The organism is Chitinivibrionales bacterium (assembly GCA_035516255.1).
Lineage (GTDB): Bacteria > Fibrobacterota > Chitinivibrionia > Chitinivibrionales > FEN-1185 > FEN-1185.
In genome coordinates this window covers 60,270-78,526 of record DATJAL010000013.1, presented here as the reverse complement: position 1 = coordinate 78,526, position 18,257 = coordinate 60,270, and the positions used below count along the sequence as shown (strand labels likewise).

Here is an 18,257-nt window from a genome sequence, read left to right as displayed (position 1 = left end):
GGTAAAAGTCGGGCATGCCCGGATTCCCCGGCAAATCGTTGTCAATAGCCTCGTTGCGGTATAAAAAAACTTCTGCAGGAAATTCCCACTAAACATTTGACTTTAAATATTTTCTTATATACCATATATTATATATTTTTAATCTTCACGCCATATTTGCCTTTAATTAATGAAAAAACAGAACCTTATTTTATAGAGACGTGGAAGGAGTCTTATCTATGACCAGGAGTCGCCATCACATCCGCTACATTGTTTCCGCACTGATTCTGCTTGCCGCCACCTTCGCCTATTCCGACGAGCAATTTGACAAGTTGATTGAGGCGAAGAAATACACCGAGGCGCTCGCCTATGCGGAAAAGAACATTCCTACCACGGCGCGCGACGCGGCGACATGGGTCAAGGTCGGCCGCGCCAACCTTGAGACGGGCCTTACCGAGAAGGCGCTCGCCTGCTATCTGGTGGCGACCCGGATGGACGCGAAGAATTACGAGGCCTACCTCGGCATCGCAAAGGTGTACAATTCCCTCAACCAGCCGGCCCAGGCCGCGCCCATGGCGAAAAAGGCCCTTGAGGTGAACTTCACGGCCGACGCGAGCTGGGAATACGCGCGCGCGTGCATCGCGCTCGGCAAACCCGCCGAGGCCAAGAAGGCGCTCGAAAAGGTCGTTGAGGCCGATCCGTCGAACATCACCGCGGTCAAGGAGCTCGGCGTCATTCTGTACAACGAAAAGAACTATCCCAAGGCGGTGGAACTGCTCAAGATGGTGTATGCAAAGCAGCCCGACCCGGTGCTGGCGCTCAAAATCGGCGAGGTGAGCCCGCCCGAATCCGCCGTCGTTTATCTCAAGCTGGCAAAGGAGAAAAAGCCAACGTCGGTCGACGCGAGCTTCGACCTGGCGAAAATTTATTACAACGAACAGAAATTCGGCGAGGCCGCCGCTGAGTTCGAGGAGGCGTCGTCAAAGCCGCAGTTTGGCGCGCAGGAATACTACATGTGGGCCACCGCGCTCTCCAAGTCCAATGCCGACCCCGAAAAGATCGCCAAAGCATACCAGCTCTTTCTTGACAAAGTAGGACCCTCGAAGGCCAAAGAGGTGCTGGATGCGCACAAAGTGGTGGGCACCTATCAGCTCGATAAAAAGAATTACCAGGCCGCGGTCGTGCATTTCGAGGCGATCGACGCAATCGATTCGACCGGAAAAATCGTCCCGGGCATCAATGTCCTCCTCGCCCGCTGCTACGAGGGGCTCGACGTCCCGAAAAAGGCCATGGTCTATCTTGAAAGGGAGCTCGAGGTCAACAGCACGGACGTCGAGGCCTACGCGAGGCTCGGCGAAATGTACACCAAGGCCGGGATGCTTGAGAAGGCCAAGGTCGTCTATGAAAAAATGCTCGCGCTCAACCCCAACAATCCCAAGATCCAGCTGGCGCTCGGCGACTACAACCTGAAGGCGAAAAAATACCAGGACGCCGCCAAGTATTTCCAGAAGAGTTACACCCTCGAGCGCTCGGCGCCGGCCGCGCAGGGCATGGCCATGGCCGCCTATGAGCTCAACCAGCCCGACATGGCGCGCGACGCGGCCGAGTCCGCGCTGCACCTCGACGCCACGCTCTGGGAGCCACGCGTCATTCTTTCCAGCATTTACATGAAGGACAAAAACTACAAGGAGGCGAAGGACCAGTTCGAGTTCATGGTGCGCAAGCAGCCGAACAACAAGGAATATTGGGAACAGCTCGCGATATGTTATGAGCAGCTCAACGAGCCGGCGCGGCTCGCCGAGATAGACCGGAAGATCCTCGCCCTTGAGCCCCGCAACATCCAATCGCGCCAGCGGCTCGCGCGCTACACCCTGTCGCAGGGCGACACCAAGGCCGCGCTCGAGGAGTTCAAGGAGCTTGCGCAGCTCTCGCCGCGTGACGCGGAGATCTTCAGGAACCTGTACGACATCGCAATGAAGATGAATAACACCACCGAGGCCGCCGGCTACCTCAGGTCGTATGTCGCCATCAAACCCGGCGACGCCGCCGCGCAGAAGGCGCTCGGCGACCTGCTCTACGAAAAGAAGGAAATGGCCGGCGCGCTCGCGGCCTACCGCGCGGTGGTCAAGATAGACCCGGCGGCGAAGGGAGTTTACAAACGGTATGCGGAGCTGCTCGGGCCCAATGCCGAGCCCGCCGAGCTCACCGCGGCGCTCACCGGCGCGGTCACCACCGGCGAGGCCGACGCGCAGACCTATGCCTCGCTCGGCTCGCTCTATCTCAAACAGGGATTCTGCCCCAAGGCAATCGAGATGTTCCAGAAATCCATCCAGCTCGACCCCAGGAACACCGCGGTGCTCAGCATGCTCGCGCACTGCCAGGCCAAGACCGGCAACGCCAAGGAGGCCATCGTTTCCTACGAGCAGGCCATCGCCATGAACGACAAGGCCGTCGACGAGCTCAAGGCGCTCGGCGACCTGTACCAGCAGCAGAACAAGACCGCCCAGGCCGTCGGCGTTTACAAACGCTACCTGGCCAAGAAGCCGGGCGAATACCGCATCGCGAAGCTGGTGGCCGACTACGAATTCGGCCAGAAGGACTACGAAGAGGCGAACAAATACTACGCCATGGTGGGCGGCGCCGAGGCAAAGGACGGCGAGCTGATGTTCAAATACGGCCAATCGTGCTATTACGCGAAGAATTTCAAGAAAGCCAAGGAGCTCCTGGCCCAGGTTGCGGTGCTTAATCCCAAAAACGCCGAAGTGTACCGGCTCCTGTTCGACATCACCTCGAAGGACAGCACCGAGCGCACCGAGGCGTCGCAATACCTCCAGAGATACGCGGCGCTCAAGCCCGGCGACGCCGAGGCCCAGAAAAACCTCGGCGACATGATGTACGACATCAAGAATTATTCCGGCGCACTCGCCGCGTACCGGGCGGCGCTCACCGCCGACCCGTCGCTCAAGGGCTTTTACAAACGGTATGTCGAGCTCGTGGGCGCTCAAGGCACGCCCGAGGAGCTTGTCAAGGCGCTCACCGGCGCGATCAACGCCAACGAGGCGGACGCCGCCATGTACAGCTCGCTCGGCAACGTGTATCAGAAGCAGGCCGCGTGGGCCAAGGCCATCGAAATGTATCAAAAGTCAATGCAGCTCGACCCGAAAAACGTGGCCGTGCTTTCGTCCATGGCGTTCTGCCAGGCCAAGAGCGGCAACGTCAACGAGGCCGTGATCTCCTACGAGCAGGCGGTCGCCATGAACGACAAGGCGGTTGACGAATACAAGGCCCTCGGCGATCTGTACATGCAGCAGAAGAAAACGAACCAGGCCGTCGCGGTCTATAAAAAGTTCCTGGCCAAGAAGCCCGGCAACCGGTCCATCGCAAAAACCATCGCCGACTACGAATATTCGCAGAAGAACTACGACGAGGCCATCAAGTACTTCGCCCTGGTCACCACCGCCGAAACGACCGACACCGACCTGCTGTTCCGCTACGGCCAGGCGTGCTATTCCGTCAAGGACTACAAGAAGGCCAAGGAGCTCTATGTCCGCCTCGCGGCCCTCACGCCGAAGAACCCCGACGTGTTCAGGACCCTGTACGACATCGCCTCCAAGGACGGCAGCCCGAAAACCGAGTCCGCGTCGTATCTGCAGAAGTACGCGGCGCTCAAACCGAGCGACGCTGCGACGCAGAAGGACCTCGGCGACATGATGTATGAGGCGAAAAACTACGCGGGCGCGCTTGCCGCCTACCGCGCGGCGCTCGCGGCCGATCCGACGCTCAAGGGCTTTTACAAACGGTATGTCGAGCTCGTGGGCGCGCAGGGCACGTCCGAGGAACTCGTCAAGGCGCTCACCGGAGCGGTCGCGGCGGGCGAGGCCGACGCGGCGATGTACAGCTCGCTGGGCAACGTGTACCAGCGCCAGGGCGCCTATCCGAAGGCCATCGACATGTACCAGAAGGCGCTGCAGTTCGACCCCCGCAACATCGCCATCCTCACGGCGCTGGCGAGCTGCCAGGCCAAGAGCGGAAACGTCAACGAGGCCGTGATCTCCTACGAGCAGGCCGTGGCCATGAACGACAAGGCGGTTGACGAATACAAGGCCCTCGGCGAGCTGTACGGCAAGCAGAACAAGACGTCGCAGGCCGTGGCCATGTACAAGAAATACCTCGAGAAGAAGCCGACCGATTTCGCCATAGCAAAATCGGTGGGCGACTACTCGCTCAGCCAGAAAAACTACGACGACGCCATCAAGTATTACGGCATGGTGGGCGGCGCCGAGGCGAAAAACGCCGACTTCCTTTTCAAGTACGGACAGGCGTGCTACTTTGCGAAGAACTACAAGAAGGCCATCGAGGTGCTCACGAGGCTGACCGTGCTCACGCCGGCGAACGCCGACATCTATAAAATGATGTATGATATCACCAACGAAAGCGGCGGCGCCAAGACCGATGCGGCTGCGTATCTCAAGAAGTACGTCGCGCTGCGGCCCGGCGACGCGGCGGCGCAGAAGAACCTCGGCGACCTGCTGTACGAACAGAAGAATTTTGAAGGCGCCCTTGCCGCGTATCAGGCCGCGCTCAAGGCGGACCCGGAAATCAAGGGCTTTTACAAACGGTACGTTGAGATCGTGACCACGCTCGGCCTCACCAAGGAGATATTCCCGGCCATGCGCGGTGCGATCGCCGCGGGCGAGGCCGACGCGCAGATGTACGAGACCATGGGAAACACCAATGCGAAATCAGGCGCTTGCGCAAAGGCGATCGAATACTACCAGAAGGCGCTGCAGCTCGACCCGAAGCGGGTGAAGATCCTCTCGTCCCTCGCGCAGTGCCAGGCCAAGATGGGCAACACCAACGAGGCCGTGATCTCCTACGAGCAGGCGGTCGCCATGAACCCGGACGCCGCGGAGGAATACCGCGTGCTCGGCGACCTGTACGAGCAGCAGAACAAGACGAGCCAGGCCATTTCGATGTACAAGAAATATCTTGAAAAGCGGCCGCAAAACTCCAAGATCGCGCTCATCGTGGGCGATTACCTCAACAACCAGAAGAATTATGAAGAGGCGATGAAATATTTCGGCATGGTGAGCGGGGCCGAGGCCGGCAGCGCCGACTTCCTGTTCAAATATTCCCAGGCATGCTACAACGCCAAGAATTTCAAGAAGGCCTCAGAGGTGCTGCTTGCGCTTGCCAAGCTGACGCCGCTCAATCCCGAAGTGTTCAGGATGCTGTACGATATTTCCTCCAAGGAAGGCGGCAACAAGAAAGACGCCTCCGTGTACCTCAAGAAATACCTCAGCCTCAAGCCGGCCGACGCGGCGGCGCAGAAGAACCTCGGCGACATTTTATACGAAGAGAAAAACGCCGACGGCGCGCTCGCGGCCTACAATGCAGCGCTCCTCGCCGACCCGTCCGCAAAGGGCTTTTACAAACGCTATGTCGAACTGGTGACCGCAAAGGGCGTGCAGGCCGACATCGTCAAGGCGCTCAAGGGCGCCATTGCGGCGGGCGAGGCCGACGCCGCGATGTACATGACCCTCGGCGGCGTGTACAAGAACGCGGCCAATTACTCGAAGGCCATCGAGATGTACACCAAGGCGCTCCAGCTTGACCCGCGCAACAACGAGGCGCTGTCGGCGCTGGGATTCTGCCAGGCCAAGAGCGGCAACGTCAAGGAAGCCACCATTACCTACGAGCAGGTGGTCGCCCTCAATCCGTCGGACATCAAGGAATACAAGATGCTTGCCGACCTGTACAGCAAGCAGAACAAAAACGACCAGGCCATGAACATGTACAAGAAGGTGTTGGAAAAGAACCCGAATGACACCAAAACCGCCATGGCCGTGGGCGAATACGAATACAAGGCCAAGGACTACGATGAGGCTGTAAAATATCTTGCCATGGTGCAGGGCCCGGAAGCCAAGACCGCCTCCTACCTGCTTCTCTACGGCCAGGCGTGCTATAAGAGCAGGAATTGCACAAAGGCGGCAGATATTTTCAAGGAACTCGCGGTGCTCACGCCCACAAATCCCGATGTGTTCAAGACCCTCTACGACATCGCGGTGAAGGCGGGCAATAATGCCGACGCGGCCCTGTATCTCAAGAAATACGTGGCGCTCAATCCGGCCGATGCCGCGGCGCAGAAGAACCTCGGCGACATGCTGTACGAGCAGAAGGAAATGACCGGCGCGCTCACCGCCTACCGCGCGGCGCTCAAGGCCGATCCCGCCATCAAGGGATTTTACAAACGGTATGTCGAGCTCGTGATGTCGAAAGGCCTGCCCGAGGAGGTGGGCAAGGCGCTTGCCGGCGCGGTGGCCGCGGGCGAGGCAGACGCAACCATGTACGCGTCGCTTGGAGCGATCTACCAGAAGCAGGGATCGTATGCCAAGGCCGGCGCGATGTACCAGAAGGCGCTCGCGCTCGACCCGAAAAACGTGAGCGTGCTCTCCTCGCTGGCGCAGTGCCAGGCGAAGAACGGCGAGGTCAACGAGGCCGTGATTTCCTACGAGCAGTCGATCGCGATGAACCCCGACGCCACCGCCGACTACAAGGCGCTCGGCGAACTGTACACGAAGCAGAACAAGGCCTCACAGGCGCTTTCGATGTACAAGAAGTACCTTGAAAAGAACCCGAAGGACGTGACGGTCGCCAAATCGGTGGGCGAGGCCGCGTTCAACGCGAAGAACTACGACGAGGCGGTCAAGTACCTCGCCATGGTGACGGGTGAGGCGTCAAGGACCATGGACTTCATTTTCACCTACGGCCAGGCGTGCTATTACACCAAGGACTATAAAAAGACCATCGAGCTGTTCGAACGGTTCCGTGAACTCAACACAAAGGCGACCGAGAAGAACCCGGGCGTCGTCACGGTGATGAAGCTGCTCGCCGATTCGTACGATAAAACCGGAAACGCGGCAAAGGCGCTCGAGGCCTATACGGTGTACACGAAGTTCACCAGCGTGCATGACGCAGACGCCTCGCTGCGCAAGGCCCAATTGACGGAAGCGACAAACCCGGCCGCGGCCGCGAGGATGTACGAGGAAAACACGGTCAATTTTCCCAGGGACTACAAGAGCTTTCTCGCCGCGGGCCTCTACTATGCCAAGCAGAAGGCGACGCTTGACAAGGCGCTCACGTTGCTCAAGAAGTGCTCGGCGCTCGCCGACACCATCCCGGCCATGTGGTACGAGATGGGCCAGGTGTACGGCAAGCTCGGCAAGGACAAGGAGGAGCTCGACGCGTACCGCAAGTTCATTCAGCTCGACCCGCAGAACGCGGACGCGGCGGGGAAGATCGGCGAGCTCCTGCTTTCAAAGCACAAGGTCAACGACGCCATGGTGTTCCTCGAAATGGCCAATTCGCTCAAGCCCAACGACCCGGCGTTCATGGTTCCCCTGGCGCAGGGCTACATCGAGACCGATCGTTCGCGCGAGGCAACCGACCTGCTTGAGAAGGCCGACCGCCTCAAGCCCGACGACGAGAACATCAAGATGACGCTGTTCGAGTTGTACAAGTCAACGGGCCAGTCCAAGAAGGCGCTCGACGTGATGTCGGCCATTGTCCAGAAGAAACGCGACAACAAGACGCTGCTCAAATACGCCGAGGCGCTGTACCTGGCCGGCGTGTACGCGCAGGCGGAGAGCACGATCAAGGACATCACGGCCACCGACCCGGAGAACATCCCGGCGCTCATGCTCTACGGCAAGATCCAGTCGATCCAGGGCAAGTGGGACGACGCGGTGGAGACCTATAAGGAGATCTCGTACATCAACCCGAACTACGCGCCGGCGATGTACGAGCGCGCCGAGGTGTACCTGATGCAGTCGAAGCTGCCGTGGGCCAAGACGTTCTACGACCGCGCGCTCAAGGCCGACCCGAACTACGCGCTCGCGGAGCTCGGGCTCGCCAAGCTCGCGAAGGTCCAGAAGAACATGGCCGATTACCAGCTCCATCTTGACAAGGCGCTCAAGCTTGATCCTAACAATAAGGAGATTCTTGAGGAGTCGGGCAAGAAGAAGAAATAAGGTTTTATAAGACGGTTATTGGAAGGTTAAGCCCCTTCTCCCGAAAGGGAGGAGGGGCATTTTTATTTCATGTTTTATATTTTGTAATGATATGGTGGGGGAGGTCTCCCCCTGGCCCCCGGCTTCCGCCGCATCCCAGATGTCAAGTAGAATGTGCGGCGGGATGCGGCGGTGATCCGGGGGCACACCCCCCTCTTTGGCGCCAATACTCCCGTGATTCGCGGATACGAGAAGTGGCTGGCGAGACGACTGTGGCAGCGCGCGCTATTATTCTGCGGAAAAAGACAATTATAATAGCCGAGGTTGATTACTTTCGAACTCCATTATTGCCTTCTCTGTGCTCTCTGTGTCTCTGTGGTGAATTTTATCTACTTCTCGTACAAAAGCTTTTTCGCGTCAGCTATGATTCTGTCAAGCGGGAGCTGGTTGGGACATCTCGTTGAGCAGGTTCCGCAGGCGGTGCACTTGTCAAGCTTAAGAGAAGCCTCCCATTGCTTTTCTTTAAAGGCCTTCTTTGCATGCGGCAGCTTCATATACTTATAGATATTATAATAGGAAAGGCAGGAACCAAGATTAATGCCCTGCGGGCAGGGCTGGCAGTATCCGCACGCGGTGCACCGCGGCTCCCGTGCGCCGATGAGGGTGTCCACTTTTTTCAGTATCTGTTCAGCGGTCTGCTTGTGTTCCGGCGAGGTGTCGAGGATCCATTTCGCATAGTCAACCTCGTTTACCGCAGAGAATCCGATCAGGATATGCACGTTTGGCAGGGCCATGAGATAACGCAGCGCGAGCTCCTTGAGCCTTGAATTTGCCGCGCAGAACCCGCCGGCGAGCGGGTTCATGGCGATCACCGGAATGCCTTTTTTGGCGCAATAGTCAACCGTCTTGAGCCGCGTGAGGTCGATCACGTTGAGCGGCATGGTCACGGTCTCGAATTTCCCGGTCTCCAAAAAAGCGATGATGGTGTCCGGGTCGGCGTGCGTGGTGATGCCGAGGTGGTCGAACATGCCTTTTTGTTTCTGTTCCATCACGCCGTCGTACCAGCCGCCCGGCTGCATGGCGGCCTCGAACTGCTCCCTGGTGTGCGTGGTCCACAAGTGGTAAAAGTCAAGCCGCGGCAAGCCGAGCCGGGCAAGCGATTGTTTGAACATCTGCGCAAGGTGCGCCGTGGTGCGCACGCCGAACCCCTGGCTCGCCACGAAAGGCCCGAGCCCCCTGCCGCCGTCGCCCGGCGCGCATTTCGTTGACACCATCACGCGCTCGCGATAGCCGGCCGTTGCAAGCGCCGCGCCCACCCACGCCTCCGAATTCTCCTTCTCGCTTTTATAACAATAGCACGGCGACGTGTCGATGTAATTGAAGCCGCAGTCAATGGCCTTGTGGATGATTTCAGCGGCGCTCGCGCGGTCTTTGAACCTCATGGCGCCGATGAGGATTTTGGAAAGCTTCATGGTTAATGAAAAAATAATTCTTGTGGAATGATACTGAAGACAAAGAAAAAAATACGGGCGTTCCCCCAATGGCTGGCGCAACAAATTGCGCCAGCCATTGGGGTGGGTTCTCACTCCGGTCTCGCCTTGGGCTCGGGCTGCCACGGCCCGTATGCTTTTTGCTTCGCAAAAAGCCGGGTCCGGGCAGCACCGCGTTCCGGCGCGGCCTCCGCTCGCCCCTAACGCGTCGAGAAAGATTTGATGGGTAAAAGTGCGGTAGTGACTCCGGACCTGGTTTTAGTTTGTTGCGGAGGTGTATAAGTTGAAGTTTTGTCTTGATAATGGAAAAGATGAGTTGACTTTGGGGAAGGGGTGTGGGTGCAGATCGCCGGCGCGCTTTGAACATTTCAAGCTATCCGAGGCGCGCCGGAAGCTGCACCTCAGGGGAAACCACGAAGTGGTGTCCCCACCAGATTTGTGTTTTCTTATTATACACATCATATACATCTATAAAGTATCTCCAAAATTCATCCTCCTTTTTCCATTAATTATATTATTTATACAATATCTTGTATCGCCTTTGCCAACGTGCTACAATATATATAAAAAGACCTATGCCAGACACTCGCCTCAACATCCCGGTCTACGACGAAAAAACAATCAAGACCCTCAGTTCCCTCGAGCACATCCGTTTACGTCCGGGAATGTACATCGGCCGGCTGGGCGACGGCACCAACCCGGACGACGGCATCTACGTGCTGCTCAAGGAAGTGATCGACAACTCGATCGACGAGTTCATCATGGGGTTCGGCAAGAAAATCGAGGTCGCCATCGAGGAGGGGATCGTTTCGGTGCGCGACTACGGCCGCGGCATCCCGCTGGGCAAGGTGATAGAGTGCGTGTCGGTGATCAACACCGGCGCCAAGTACAACGACGACGTGTTCCAGTTCTCGGTGGGGCTCAACGGCGTGGGCACCAAGGCGGTGAACGGCATGTCGTCGCATTTCCGCGTGGCGTCGTTCCGCGACGGCGAGTATTTCGAGGCCACGTTCTCAAAAGGCAAGCAGGTGGGCAAGCGCAAGGGCACGGTGAAGGGCGAGCACAACGGCACGCTCATCGAGTTCACGCCCGACCCCGAGCTGTTCGGCGAATACGCGTTCAACCACGAATACGTGGAGCGCAGGCTCTGGATCTACTCCTGCCTCAACACCGGGCTCAAGCTCATCTTCAACAAGCAGACGTTCGAATCGAAGAACGGCCTTCTGGACCTGCTCAAGGACGAGGTGGGCGACAAGATCGTTTACGGCATCGGCCATTACAAGACCAAGTACCTCGAGTTCGCCTTCACGCACAACACCTCCTACGGCGAGACCTACTTCTCGTTCGTCAACGGCCAGCTCACGAGCGACGGCGGCACGCACCTCTCGGCGTTCCGCGAGGGCTTTCTCAAGGGCATCCAGGAGTTCTACAAGAAGGACTACTCGGGCCTTGACGTGCGCGAGGGCATGTCGGGCGCCATCGCGGTCAAGCTCAAGGCGCCGGTGTTCGAGAGCCAGACCAAGAACAAGCTCGGCAACACCGAGATCCGCGCATGGGTGATCTCGGAAGTAAAGTCGGGCGTGGTGGACTTTCTGCACAAGAACCCCGAGAGCGCCAAGGCGCTCGAGAGCAAGATCGTGCAGAACGAACATTTGCGCAAGGAGCTCAACGCGGTCAAGAAGGAGGCCAAGGAGGCCGCCAAGCGCATCGAGATAAAGATCCCGTGCCTCAAGGACTGCAAATACCATCTGGGCGATTCCAAGCACGGCGAGGAATCGACCATCTTTCTCACCGAGGGGCAGTCGGCGGCCGGGTCCATCGTGTCGGCGCGCGACGTGCAGACCCAGGCGATCTTCACGCTCAAGGGCAAGCCCGAGAACGTGTTCTCGCGCAACCGCGCGGCCATCTACCAGAACGAGGAGCTCTACAGCCTGATGATGGCGCTCGGCATCGAGGAGAACATGGAGACCCTTCGGTACAACAAGATCGTGATCGCCACCGACGCCGACGTTGACGGATTCCACATCCGCTACCTGCTCATGACGTTCTTTCTCACGTATTTCGAGGACGTGGTAGTGTCGAACCACCTGTACATCCTCGAGACCCCGCTGTTCCGCGTGCGCAACAACAAGGAGACCCGCTACTGCTACAGCGAGAAGGAGCGCGACACTGCGGTGAAGGAGCTGAAAGGCGCGGAAGTCACGCGCTTCAAGGGGCTCGGCGAGATCTCGCCCTCCGAGTTCGGCCAGTTCATCGGCGAGAACATGCGGCTTGTGGAGGTAAACGTCAAGTCCATCAAGAACGTTCCCGAGACGCTCGAATTCTACATGGGCAAGAACACGCCCGAGCGCAAGGACTTCATTATGGAGAATTTGGTTTAATGAGCGTCTTTCTTGATTCTAATCCTAATGACCAGTTTGTCATTCCCGCGAAAGCGGGAATCTATTATTGCTTTTTGGCAAAATGGATCCCGATCGGGTCGGGGATGACAGAACCACATCCAGAGCCAAGGTGCCCTAATGGCGTTCGTCCCCGCATTATATAAAAACTATTTCATCGAGTACGCGAGCTACGTCATCAAAGACCGCGCCATCCCGGACCTGTCGGACGGGCTCAAGCCGGTGCAGCGCCGCATCCTGCACACGCTGCATGAAATGGACGACGGCAAGTTCCACAAGGTGGCCAACGCCGTGGGCCAATGCATGAAATACCACCCGCACGGCGACGCGTCGATCTTCGCCGCGCTCGTCGGCCTTGCCAACAAGGACTTGTTTATTGACAAACAGGGAAATTTCGGCAACGTGCTCACCGGCGACGAGGCGTCGGCCATGCGTTACATCGAGTGCCGCTTAACGCCGCTGGCCAGGGAGACGCTGTTCAACCCGGAGATCACCGATTTCGTCGATTCCTACGACGGCCGCAACAAGGAGCCCGTTGCCCTGCCCGCCAAGGTGCCGGTGCTGCTGGCGCAGGGCGCCGAGGGTATCGCCGTGGGCATGGCCACCAAGATCCTGCCGCACAACTTCATCGAGCTGCTCCAGGCGCAGATCTCCTACCTCAACAAGGACACGTTCTCGCTCAGGCCCGACTTCCCGTCGGGCGGCATGCTGGACATATCGGAATACAACGAGGGCAACGGCAAGGTGCGCATCCGCGCGCGGCTCGACGCGAGGGACGACAAGCGCATCGTGGTGCGCGAGATCCCCTACGGCACCACCACCGAGAGCCTCATCGCGAGCATCGAAGACGCGGCGCGCAAGAACAAGATAAAGATCGCGGGCATACAGGACTTCACGTCGGAGCAGGTGGAGATCGAGATCCACCTCGCGCGCGGCGTTCACACGCAGGACACCGTGGACGCGCTGTACGCCTTCACCGACTGCGAGGTCTCCACCACGGTAAACGTCGTGGTGATACAGGACAACAAGCCCGTCACCATGAGCGTGTCCGACGTGCTCAAATATAATGCGGACCGGCTCGTGGAGCTCTTGCGCCGCGAGCTCAAGATCGAGGACGGCCACCTGCGCGACCGGCTCCACGCCAAGACGCTCGAGCAGATCTTTATCGAGAACCGCGTCTATAAAAAAATCGAGGACAAGAAAACGCAAGAGGGCGTGGTCAAGGCAGTGATTGACGGACTGGAACCTTTCCAGAAGGACATCAAGCGTGAGGTCACGCCCGACGACGTCGAGACCCTGCTCAAGATCCCCATACGCCGGATCTCCGCCTACGACATCAACAAAGCCCAGCATGAGATGGACGAGATCAAGACGCGGCTCAAGGAGATCAAACATTCGCTCGACGACATCATCGACTACACCATAGGGTTTCTGCAGGATCTGATCCTCAAGTACGGCAAGCAATACCTGCGCCGCACCGAGGTCGTGTCGTTCGAGCGCGTTGACGTGCGCGAAGTGGCGCAGCGCAACCTCAAGCTGCGGTACGACCGCGACAACGGGTACCTCGGCTACGAGGTGAACGGCGTTGCCCTGTTCGACGTGTCGCTCTACGACCGCATCCTGGTGATCCGCAAGAACGGCGTGTACTCGGTGATCAACGCGCCCGACAAGCTGTTCGTGGACAAGGGCATGCTCCACTGCGGGTTCCCGGACAAGGACCTCGTTTTCTCGCTTGTCTACAAGGACCCCGAGAACATGTGCCCCTGCATCAAGCGCTGCCGGATCGAGCAGTTCATCATGCAGAAGGCCTACCAGCTCGTGCCCGAGGGCGCAACGGTGCAGATGTTCACCACCGAGCCCGAGGGCACCATCCAGGTGGAGTACAAGCCCAAACCGTACCTGCGCGTGCTCGAGGAGCAGTTCAACCTCAAGGACTACCTGATCAAGGGAGTGAAGGCGCAGGGCGTGAGATTGTCGAACAAGGAAGCAAAGACGGTGAAGATGCAGAGCGTGCTGAAGCTTTCCAATTAAAATTCTTTTTTCAATTTAATTTCCTCAAATAAAAACTTCTGGAGGGGGAGGTCTCCCCCTGGGGTGCAGCTTCCGCCACTCCCTCATAGTAAAATCAATCTGGACAAAAGGGAGTGGCGGTGATCTGCACCCACACCCCCTCTTTGGCGCCGGTACCATAGTGATTTGCGGGCGATAGCAGTGGCTGGCGACACACTCGTGGCAGCGCGCGCTTTACACGGTGGAAGAAGGGAACGTTATAACTTGAAAGTTGGTCTGAAAACAAAATGTTTTTATTCGGGATGTCTCTAAGTAAACAAACGGAATGATGTTTCGCGCCGGTGCGGACCGGAGGGTGAGCCAAAGCGAATTGCCGGCCGACCCCTCGCCAAAGGTGACTCGGGCGGTCCGGCAACGAGGCCGATAGGCCGGGCCCGTAAGGGGGCGCGGAGTCGTGACCGGCGGGCGCCATGAATATTTTTACCTATATAAATTTCCTTGCACTAGTCCTTTCTTCTCCATCACTTCATGTAAAAACTTTATCGCCTTCCCCTTCTCCGCGCTCCACGTCGGCGCAACGAGGCCGTTTTTCACACTTGAATCCGCCATGATCCTATGGATCAACTGGTCGGGCCTCACATAGGACAAAAACTCGCACAGAATGTCGGCATATTCCTCAATCGTCAATGCCTTCACTTTCCCTTCCTTATACCATTCATGCGCTTTGGTTCCGGCTATAATCATCAGTTGATGGATTTTAATGCCGTTGACGGGAAGCGAGGCGAGGAGCTTCGCGGTATTTATTGTCTGGCCGCGCGTTTCAAACGGCAGCCCAATCATGACATGGGCCACGGCCTCGATTCTCCTTTTGGAAAGCTCACTGACAGCGTTGATGAACGACTCGGCATCATGCCCGCGATTATTGCGCTTGAGGACTTCACCGTTGCCGCTCTGTAAACCAATTTCAATCGAGAGATAAGTTCGCTTCGATACATCTTCAAGGTAGTCTAAAACACCTTCTGAAAAACAATCCGGCCTTGTTCCAACCGCAAGCCCGATAATCCCTGGATATTTGATAACGGGCTCATACACTTCAGCGAGCCGTTTCCTGTCGCCGTATGTGTTGGAGAATGGCTGGAGATAAGCGATATACGCGCTGTGCCTGCCGTTGTCCCGGTCGATCGCGCCTTGCAACTGGTCAATGATGGAAGCGGCGGTCAAGGCGACAGGGGAGAACGACCGGTTGTCGCAGAACGAACATCCTTCCGCGCTTATGGTGCCGTTGCGGTTGGGGCAGGAGAACCCCGCGTTGAGCGGAATTTTAAGCACCGGTTTTCCAAAGCGCTTTTTAAGATGGGAGCGGTATGAGTTGTAACGGAGCACTGGCGACGTTCTTTGTACGGTGATACGACAATGGGTTTACGGGTCAACGCATGGTGTTCGGCCCTCGTCAACCCATAAACCCATCAGCAATTGCCCTCTTGACGATCTTACTTTGCCGCCGACTTTTTCTTGGCCTCTTGGCGGAGGTCGAGCGCGTTGCCGGTGTCCTTGCTCAGCTTGTCGAAATCGGAGCCGACGTCGACTGGCTGCGCGTCAATGTGCTTTGTCTCGCCCTTTCCTTCATTGTGCAGCTCGCTCTTGAGCTGCTGCATCTGCTCTTCACTCTGCTGCGCCGCCTTTTCTCGGTTCGCCTTCGCGTCAGCCTTGCTGGTGGTCGAGGCGGATGTCTCATGGCCTTCAAGCTTGTCGATGTGCCGCTGCACCTCTTCCTTCTTCATCGCGTCGTTAAGATAGATGAGGTACTTTTTCCAGGTGGCCAGCGCCTCGTCCTTTTTTCCCATGTCATCCTGGAGAAGAGCGAGGTTTTCATAAAAGATCTGCGAGTTTTCATCGAGCTTGACCGACGTTTCGTATTCCTTGAGCGCCTCGGCCTGCTTGTTCTCCTTTTTCCAAAGGATGTTGCCGAGCTGCCAGTGCGCGTCGGCGTTGTTCGGATCGTTGGCGATCGCCTCCTGGCAGTATTTCTTCGCGCCCGCGATGTTGCCTTTTTCGGTCATGCAACGCGCGACGCCGCTGTAGGCGTCCCCGCGCTTGGCGTCGGTCTTGATGGCCGCCTCGTAATGCGCGATCGCCTTGTCCCACGCGCCCGCGTTCTCGTACATGGCCGCGAGGTTCATGCGCGCCTCCACGTTGCTCGGATTGAGCTCCACCGATTTGGAAATGCAGTCCGCCGCTTTGCTTGACTTTCCGGTCTTTTCATACGCGAAGCCCAGGTTCGCCCAGCATTCTGCGTTCCGGGAGTCCAGCGAAATGGCCCTGTTGTATTCCGCGATGGCCTTGTCGTATCGTTCGGCCTGGAGATAGGCAAAGGCGAGGTTTGCCTGCGCCTCGAAGTTTCTCGGCTCCTTGGCCAGGATTTTCTTGTACACGGAAGCTGCCTCGGTGGATGCGCCGTTCTTGAGCAGGTTGTTTCCCTGCGACATGAGCTCCTCAACCGAATTCTGGCCTTGCGCCGGCACCGCGAGCATCACCGCGCCATAGAGAACCGACAGAATAAAGGTGAAGGTTGCTTTTTTCATAAAAACGCTCCCATTTAAAAAGGTATTGAGGATTATTCCTAATTAATAGATTAAAATAGCAATGTAGGACGCTTCTATCAAGTTTTATCTGAAATTATCTGTTTTTTACAATCCCAGTTTTAAGGGCTGCATATCAATAAACTATATTAAAAAGTTCTCTCGCTCCTTATAAAGCGGCCGCGAGGTTCACCCCTTATTACGGTTTGGACATGGATTTTTTGACATTAAAATTCAGGGATTATCATGAATAAAAAAAACAATTCCACGACCGCTCTATACAGCAATCCGCTGCTGGAACGCTATGCCGGCAGCGAGATGTCGTATGTCTTCTCCCCTGATTTCAAGTTCGGCACCTGGAGAAAATTGTGGGTCGCGCTTGCCGAATGCGAGATGGAGCTCGGGCTTCCCATCAAGCAGGAGCAGGTGGGCGAGATGAGGGCGCACCTCACCGACATCGACTACGAGGCGGCCAAAAAATATGAAGCCAAGACCCGCCACGACGTGATGGCCCACATCCTCGCGTTCGGCGACCGCTGCCCTGCGGCAAAGCCCATCATCCACCTCGGCGCCACGAGCGCGTTCGTGGGCGACAACACCGACCTCATCCAGATGAAAGAGGCGGTGCTCATCCTGCTCAAGCGGCTCGCCGCCGTGATCGCCGCGCTCAGGAAATTCGCGCTTAAAAACAGGGCGCTTGCCACGCTCGGCTTCACGCATTTCCAGCCCGCGCAGCTCACCACGGTGGGGAAGCGCGCGAGCCTGTGGCTGTACGACCTGTGCATGGACTTCGAGGAGCTCGAGCGGTTCTGCGGCACGCTCCCGTTCCTGGGCGTCAAGGGAACCACGGGCACGCAGGCCAGCTACATGAGCCTGTTTAACGGCGATGCGGCCAGGGTGAAGAAACTTGACAAAATGGTAGCTCGCAAAATGGGGTTCGACCGGGCCGTGCCGGTGTCGGGCCAGACGTATTCGCGCAAGATCGACGCGTCGGCCCTCGCGGCCGTGTCGGGCATCGCGCAGACGTTCCATAAAATCTCCAACGACATCAGGCTGCTCATGCATTTGCGGGAAATCGAGGAGCCGTTCGAGAGCGGCCAGGTGGGCTCGTCGGCCATGGCGTACAAGCGCAATCCCATGCGGTCCGAGCGCATGACGTCGCTTTCGCGCTACATCATTTCGCTTTCGTCGTCGCCGGCCAACACCGCGGCCGAGCAGTGGCTCGAGCGCACGCTCGACGATTCGGCCAACAAACGCCTGTCCATTCCCGAGGCGTTCCTTGCCGCGGACGCCATACTCATCATCGGCCTCAACGTGCTTTCGGGGCTGGTGGTTTACCCGCGGGTGATCGCGCGCCACGTTGCCGAGGAGCTGCCGTTCATGGCCACCGAGACCATCCTCATGGAGGCGGTGAAAAAGGGCGGCGACCGGCAGGCGCTGCACGAGCGCATCCGACGCCATTCCATGGAAGCGGGGAACAACATCAAGCTCCACGGAAAGCCCAATGACCTGCTCGAGCGCATCGTGGCCGACCCGGCGTTCAGGCTGAAGAAAAAGGACCTCGACAGGATCCTCGACGTGTCCGCGTTCGTGGGGCGCGCGCCGCAGCAGGTAGATGAATTTGTCAAGGAATATGTCGATCCGCTGCTCGAAAGAGGCAAAAAACTGGGATCAATCAAAAAGAAGGATTTAACGGTATAGAAGACAAGGCGCCTCACCCCCATCCCCTCTCCACCGTGTGGAGAGGGGTGGCCAAAGGCAGGGGTGAGGCGCTTTACCAATAGGAAGAAG

Annotated in this window: 7 protein-coding genes; 4 read left to right on the top strand and 3 right to left on the bottom strand. The window is 57.7% G+C overall.

The window, feature by feature from the left end; genetic code table 11:
- The first annotated feature begins 218 nt into the window (after positions 1-218).
- The gene (locus tag VLX68_04190) at positions 219-8,009 is read left to right on the top strand and encodes a tetratricopeptide repeat protein (GenBank protein HUI91430.1); all 7,791 of its coding nucleotides are present in this window, start codon (positions 219-221) and stop codon (positions 8,007-8,009) included.
- 368 nt (positions 8,010-8,377) lie between these two features.
- On the opposite strand, the gene VLX68_04185 is transcribed toward VLX68_04190, so the two are convergent.
- A complete protein-coding gene (locus VLX68_04185) occupies positions 8,378-9,460 on the bottom strand; it encodes an aldo/keto reductase (GenBank protein ID HUI91429.1) in 1,083 nt (360 codons plus the stop codon).
- A 593-nt stretch (positions 9,461-10,053) separates the two neighbouring features.
- Between VLX68_04185 and VLX68_04180 the strand changes: the two genes are divergently transcribed.
- Both VLX68_04180 and VLX68_04175 read left to right on the top strand, forming a co-directional pair.
- Positions 10,054-11,859: a DNA topoisomerase IV subunit B gene (locus VLX68_04180; protein ID HUI91428.1), complete on the top strand. Its 1,806-nt coding sequence runs from the start codon at positions 10,054-10,056 to the stop codon at positions 11,857-11,859.
- Positions 11,860-11,997: 138 nt separating this feature from the next.
- Positions 11,998-13,908 carry a DNA topoisomerase IV subunit A gene (locus VLX68_04175; protein ID HUI91427.1) on the top strand — a complete coding sequence of 637 codons (1,911 nt, stop codon included), beginning with the start codon at positions 11,998-12,000 and terminating at the stop codon, positions 13,906-13,908.
- Positions 13,909-14,367: 459 nt separating this feature from the next.
- On the opposite strand, the gene VLX68_04170 is transcribed toward VLX68_04175, so the two are convergent.
- Together VLX68_04170 and VLX68_04165 are read right to left on the bottom strand one after the other, a co-directional pair.
- Positions 14,368-15,270, bottom strand: coding sequence for a TIGR01212 family radical SAM protein (locus tag VLX68_04170; protein ID HUI91426.1), 903 nt, complete (start codon positions 15,268-15,270; stop codon positions 14,368-14,370).
- Between the two features lie 107 nt (positions 15,271-15,377).
- Positions 15,378-16,469, bottom strand: a complete 1,092-nt coding sequence (locus VLX68_04165) for a tetratricopeptide repeat protein (protein HUI91425.1) — start codon at positions 16,467-16,469, stop codon at positions 15,378-15,380.
- Between the two features lie 243 nt (positions 16,470-16,712).
- Here VLX68_04165 and purB point away from each other — a divergent pair, with 243 nt between their 5' ends.
- On the top strand, positions 16,713-18,167 hold the full coding sequence (gene purB, locus VLX68_04160; GenBank protein HUI91424.1) for an adenylosuccinate lyase: 1,455 nt from the start codon (positions 16,713-16,715) through the stop codon (positions 18,165-18,167).
- Positions 18,168-18,257 lie beyond the last annotated feature (90 nt).

Coding starts and splice junctions, on each gene's coding strand:
- VLX68_04165 (HUI91425.1), bottom strand. CDS start 16,469: ATGAAAAAAGCAACCTTCACCTTTATTCTGTCGGTTCTCTATGGCGCG.
- VLX68_04175 (HUI91427.1), top strand. CDS start 11,998: ATGGCGTTCGTCCCCGCATTATATAAAAACTATTTCATCGAGTACGCG.
- VLX68_04190 (HUI91430.1), top strand. CDS start 219: ATGACCAGGAGTCGCCATCACATCCGCTACATTGTTTCCGCACTGATT.
- purB (HUI91424.1), top strand. CDS start 16,713: ATGAATAAAAAAAACAATTCCACGACCGCTCTATACAGCAATCCGCTG.
- VLX68_04185 (HUI91429.1), bottom strand. CDS start 9,460: ATGAAGCTTTCCAAAATCCTCATCGGCGCCATGAGGTTCAAAGACCGC.
- VLX68_04180 (HUI91428.1), top strand. CDS start 10,054: ATGCCAGACACTCGCCTCAACATCCCGGTCTACGACGAAAAAACAATC.